The organism is Amycolatopsis sp. SID8362 (genome assembly GCF_010550475.1).
Taxonomy (GTDB): Bacteria; Actinomycetota; Actinomycetes; order Mycobacteriales; family Pseudonocardiaceae; genus Amycolatopsis; species Amycolatopsis eburnea.
Genome location: NZ_JAAGNB010000065.1, coordinates 1 through 5,039, shown reverse-complemented (window position 1 = coordinate 5,039; position 5,039 = coordinate 1). Strand labels below are relative to the sequence as shown.

Here is a 5,039-nt window from a genome sequence, read left to right as displayed (position 1 = left end):
GTTCTACGAGCAGGCGGGCAACGACCGCAACGCCGCCATCACCAACCGCGGCATCGCGCTGGTGCTCGTCGCGCTCGGCGAGGCGGCCGAAGCCGCGGAGCTCGCGGCGGGCACGCTGGCCGTGTTCGACGCGCTGGACCTCGACCTCGACGCCGCGATGGCGCTGAACTGCCTGGGCTGGGCCCGGTTCCACACCGGCGAGCACGACCTCGCGGCCGCGGCCTACCGCGAAGCGGCGGCGCGGGCGGAAGCCTGCGACAGCGAACACGAAGCGGCGCGCGCGTACACGGGACTGGGCAACGTGGCGGCGGCCCGCGGCGCGCGCGAGGAGGCGGCGGCGTTCTGGGCCCAGGCGGAGGAGATCCACCCGGACCTCGACCCGGTCGTCGTCGGCGAAGCCCGCGCCCGGCCGGCGTAACGGGACCTCACGGGACACCGACTCTGGTGGCGCCCCCGAGCGGACGGAGAACGATGGTGACGCGCCGCCCCCGGGTTTTCGTGTCGTACTCGCACGACGACGAGAACCACAAGACACTCGTGCGCCGGTTCGCCGAGTTCCTGCACCGGCACGTCGGTCTCGAGGTGCACCTCGACCAGTGGGCGGACGGCCACCGCATCGACTGGGCGAAGTGGGCGGCGCGCCAGCTCCAGCTGGCCGACTTCACCCTCGCGATCGCCTCCCCGGTGTACCGGCGGCGGCTCGACGGCGACGAGCTGCCGCAGGTCGGCTGGGGTTCCCAGTTCGAGGGCGCCATCCTCCGCAACCAGCTCAGCAGCGACATCGACGAGTACACCGCGCGGATCCTGCCGATCGTGCTGCCGGGCCGGGCGATCGAGGAGATCCCCCTCTTCCTGACCCCGTATTCGGCGTCGCACTACAAGATCCAGCAGTTCCAGCTGGACGACCCGGGCGTGCGGAGCCTGGTCCGGGCGATCGCGGGACAGGCCGAGCACCCCGGGCCCGACGACGAGCCCGGGACGTTCGCCCTGCCCGGGTTCGTGCCGCCCCCGCGGCGCCGGAAACTGTTGCTGACCAACGAATTGAAGCCGGTGTCGAAGGGACCGGACGTCCGGCTCGGCGCGGTCGGCATCGACGGCGTCCACTACGGCAACGGCATCGCCTACCGCTGCTCGATGTTCTGCAGCGAGCCCCGCGGCGTCGTCGAGTACCCGCTCGGGCGGAAGTACAAGAAGTTCGAGACGACGGTCGGTGTCCTCGACGACGCGAGCGATTCCCAGCAGACCGGCTACTTCGAGATCTTCCTCGACGGCGTCGCCCACCCGGGCGCGACGGTGAAGCTCGGCTCCCCGGCGCACCTGACGGTCGACGTCACCGAAGTACTGCGCCTGCGGCTGGTGGCCTACCGCACGGACACGACGGCCCACCCGATGCTCGCGGGCGCGCGCCTGGCGGGCGGCCTGTCCAACGGCCTCCCCGAACTCGGCTGGGGCGATCCGGTCCTCTACACCTGATCGTGACGCTGACACCGGGTTGGCCCCGGCGGGCACCGGGTACTTGTTGATCATGAGCCCGAGGATGTGGCGCCTGCTGATCTCGGGGTCGCTGCGGCTGTTCCTGATCACCGCCGTGCCGGCCGCCGCGCACCTGTCCGTGCTCGTCGGCTTGCTGGCCGGGGTGATCGCCTTCGTGGTGCCGGCACCACGCGCACCGGACGACGTCGAGGGGTCTAGCTAGCCACCACCCGCGCCAGCACCGACGGCACCTCCCGCTCGAGGTCCCCCGCCGCCCCCTCCACCCCCGCCAGGTGACGCAGCAACGCCTGCTGGAACAACCCGTCCAGCAGCGCGTACGCCACCGACGCCGGAACGTCCACCGGCGCCGACACCAGTTCCGCGTACCGCGACACCACGTGCCAGATCATCTCTTCGCGCCGTCGGTCGATCTCCAGGACGTCGGCCCGGAACGACTCCTCGAACAGGCTCTGGTTGCGCAGGTCGTACCAGAGCCGGTGCAGCTTCGCGTCCGCGCGCAGCGTCGCCCCCATCGCCTTCGCGAAGTCGCGTTGCAACTCCGCCGCCGTGCGGGCGCGGGCGACGATTTCGTCGTACCGGGTGACGCACACCTCTTCGAACTGCCGGACGCAGTGGGTCAGCAGGTCGACCTTGTCGGCGAAGTAGTAGTGCAGCACGCCGTGTGAGAAGTCCGAGTTCTGCGCGATCTCCCGGAGGCTCGTCCGGGCGTAGCCGAGCTCGGCCAGCGTTTGCAGCGCGGACTCGGCCAGCTGCGCCCGCCGCTGTTCGAACTTGTCGACCTGGCGGCGCGAGATCCGGTCCCGCGTCCGCTCCTTCGCCTCTGTCACCTGCACCGTCCGTCGCTTCCCGAGTTGACCGGGTCAGTCTATCGGGCACTTGACCAACTTTTCCTGGACGAGTGTCAAGGAAACTCTTGACGACTGTCCAGACCTTGGCTGATGCTGTGGCCCAGCCGTCTCAAGGAGGAGATGTCATGGGTGGGTACGACCTGACCGGACGAGCAGCGCTGGTCACCGGCGGAGCACGCGGCCTCGGGGCCGGCATGGCCGAGGCGCTGGCCAGGGCGGGTGCCGCGGTGGTGATCGCCGACGTCCGGGAGGACCTGGGCCGGGCGACCGCCGACGCGCTCAAGCAGACCGGCGCGACCGCCGCGTTCGTGCCACTCGACGTCACCGACGACGCGGGCTGGGAGCAGGCCATCACGGCCACCGTCGCCGAGCTCGGCGGGCTGGACATCGTGGTCAACAACGCCGGCGTGGAGATCTCCGGCCTGGTCGCCGACCTCGACCCGGCCGACGTGCGGCGGATGCTCGACGTCAACGTCCTGGGCACCGCGCTCGGCATCAAGCACGCCTTCCGCGCGATGCGCCCGGGCGGCGCGGCGGGCAACGGCGGCGCCGTCGTCAACATCGCCTCGGTCGCCGCGACCATCGCCTTCCCCGGCATCGCGGGCTACTCGGCGACGAAGTCCGCGGTCGACCGGCTGACCCGGGTGGCCGCGATGGAGTCCGGGAAGCTCGGCTACGGCGTGCGCGTCAACTGCGTCTACCCCGGCCTGGTCCCGACCGAGATGGGCAACCAGCTCGCCACCGACGTCGTGCGGCTCGGGCTCTTCCCCAGCGTCGAGGACGCGATCGGCGCCGTCGTCGGGCAAACCCCGGCCGGCCGGCTCGGCGAGGTCACCGACATGGCCGACGCCGTCGTCTTCCTGGCCTCCGACGCCGCCCGCTTCGTCACCGGCGCCGGCCTGCCGGTCGACGGCGGCATGGGCATGTGACCTGATCGCGATGCGCCTGGTTGACTACCTCGACAAGGGGGCCACCCTCGGCCCCTCGGCGCCGTGCCTGACGATGGCCGGCGCCTCGTTGAGCTACGCGTCCGTCCAGGAGCTGTCCTGGCGGATCGCCCGGGCACTGGCCGGTTCCGGCGTCCGGCCGGGCGAAAAGGTCGCCATCCTCTCCGCCAACGACCCCACCGCGTTCGCGTGCGTCTTCGGCGTTTCGCGCGCGGGCGCGGTGTGGTGCCCGGTCAACCCGCGCAACGCCGCCGGGGAGAACCGGGACCTGCTGGACCTGTTCGACTGCACGTGCCTGATCTACCAGTCGTCGTTCGCGCCGCTGGTCGAGCAGCTGCGGCCGGACCTGCCGAAGCTGAAGACGGCGGTCTGCCTCGACGACGGCTCGTTCGAGGACTGGCTCGGCGACGCCGCGCCGTGGGAAGCGCCGCCGGTGGACGACGTCGTGATGCTCGTCGGCACCGGCGGCACCACCGGCCGCCCCAAGGGTGTCGTGCTGACCGGGCACAACATCGAGACGATGACCGCGCTGACGCTGATGAGCTACCCGTTCCGCGGGCGGCCGCGGTACCTGGCGCTGGCGCCGCTCACGCACGCGGCGGGCGTGCTGTGCTTCCCGGTGCTCGCGCTGGGCGGCGAGGTCGTCGTGATGCCGGCCCCGGACCTGACGGCGTTCCTGGGCCTGGTCGAGGAACGCGGGATCACGCACACGTTCCTGCCGCCGACGCTGATCTACCTGCTGCTGGACAACGCCGCGCTCGACACGACGGACCTTTCGTCGCTGCAGTGCCTCTGGTACGGCGCGGCGCCGATGTCCACCGCGCGGCTGCGGGAGGCGATCGAGCGGATCGGGCCGGTGCTGGGCCAGCTGTTCGGGCAGTCCGAAGCCCCGATGATGATCTCCACGCTGGCCCCCGCGGACCACCTGCGCCCGGACGGGACGCTCGCCGTGGAACGGTTCGCCTCGGCGGGCAAGCCGACACCGCTCACCCAGGTGTCCATAGTGGACAGTGACGGGAATTCCCTGCCACCGGGCGAACGCGGCGAGATCGTCGTGCGCGGACCGCTCGTGATGGCCGGGTACTACCAGGATCCCGAGGCGACGGCCAAGGCGTCGGCGGGCGGCTGGCACCACACCGGGGACATCGGCTACCTCGACGAGGACAACTACCTCTACATCGTGGACCGCTTGAAGGACATGATCATCAGCGGCGGCTTCAACGTCTACTCCGCCGAAGTCGAGCAGGCGCTGCTGAGCCACCCCGCGGTCCGCGACTGCGCCGTCGTCGGGCTGCCGCACGAGAAGTGGGGCGAGCAGGTCACCGCCGTGGTGCAGGTCCACGCGGGCCGCGAGGTGACCGCCGACGAGCTGCGGGCGTTCGCGAAGGGACTGCTCGGGAGCGTCAAGGCGCCCAAGGAGGTGCTCGTCTGGCCGGACCTGCCGCGGTCCAAGGTGGGCAAGGTGCTGAAGGTGGAGATCAAGCAGCAGCTGCTTGCCACCGGCGCAGCTTCTCCGGGTTCCGCACCGCCCACACCCGCGTGATCGCGTCCCCGGCGACGTCGAACGCGACGACGGCCAAGACCACGCCGCCCTGGCTCAGCACCAGGCCCGGCCGGCCGTTGACCACGCGCTCGGCGAGCGTCATGCCGGAGACGCGCGCCGCGAGACCCACGGCGTAGCGCGCGACCCGCTCGCCGCCTTCGACCGGGCGCGCCACGGCGGCGGCCAGGCCACCGCCGTCGGCCGTGA

The 5,039-nt window shown here is 71.5% G+C and carries 5 protein-coding genes and 2 pseudogenes; 5 read left to right on the top strand and 2 right to left on the bottom strand.

Annotated features, from left to right (window positions below):
- The 3 genes and pseudogenes from G3I65_RS02530 to G3I65_RS02520 all read left to right on the top strand — a co-directional run.
- A pseudogene (locus tag G3I65_RS02530) lies at window positions 1-418 on the top strand (hypothetical protein); the annotation flags it as partial.
- Window positions 419-474: 56 nt separating this feature from the next.
- Window positions 475-1,473 (top strand): SEFIR domain-containing protein, encoded by a 999-nt coding sequence (locus G3I65_RS02525; protein WP_309235230.1) that lies wholly within the window; start codon window positions 475-477, stop codon window positions 1,471-1,473.
- A gap of 52 nt (window positions 1,474-1,525) precedes the next feature.
- Window positions 1,526-1,696 (top strand): hypothetical protein, encoded by a 171-nt coding sequence (locus tag G3I65_RS02520; protein ID WP_160694347.1) that lies wholly within the window; start codon window positions 1,526-1,528, stop codon window positions 1,694-1,696.
- On the opposite strand, the gene G3I65_RS02515 is transcribed toward G3I65_RS02520, so the two are convergent.
- Window positions 1,689-2,321 (bottom strand): TetR/AcrR family transcriptional regulator, encoded by a 633-nt coding sequence (locus G3I65_RS02515; protein WP_160694345.1) that lies wholly within the window; start codon window positions 2,319-2,321, stop codon window positions 1,689-1,691. The two genes, G3I65_RS02520 and G3I65_RS02515, sit on opposite strands and share 8 nt — an antisense overlap.
- A gap of 146 nt (window positions 2,322-2,467) precedes the next feature.
- Here G3I65_RS02515 and G3I65_RS02510 point away from each other — a divergent pair, with 146 nt between their 5' ends.
- Both G3I65_RS02510 and G3I65_RS02505 read left to right on the top strand, forming a co-directional pair.
- Complete coding sequence (locus G3I65_RS02510) at window positions 2,468-3,271, top strand: SDR family NAD(P)-dependent oxidoreductase (protein WP_160694343.1); 804 nt, start codon at window positions 2,468-2,470, stop codon at window positions 3,269-3,271.
- 10 nt (window positions 3,272-3,281) lie between these two features.
- Window positions 3,282-4,832: a long-chain fatty acid--CoA ligase gene (locus G3I65_RS02505; protein WP_160694341.1), complete on the top strand. Its 1,551-nt coding sequence runs from the start codon at window positions 3,282-3,284 to the stop codon at window positions 4,830-4,832.
- Here the strand turns inward: G3I65_RS02505 and G3I65_RS02500 are convergent.
- Window positions 4,768-5,039 (bottom strand): annotated as a pseudogene (locus tag G3I65_RS02500) (RNA polymerase subunit sigma-24); the annotation flags it as partial. The gene G3I65_RS02505 and the pseudogene G3I65_RS02500 overlap by 65 nt on opposite strands.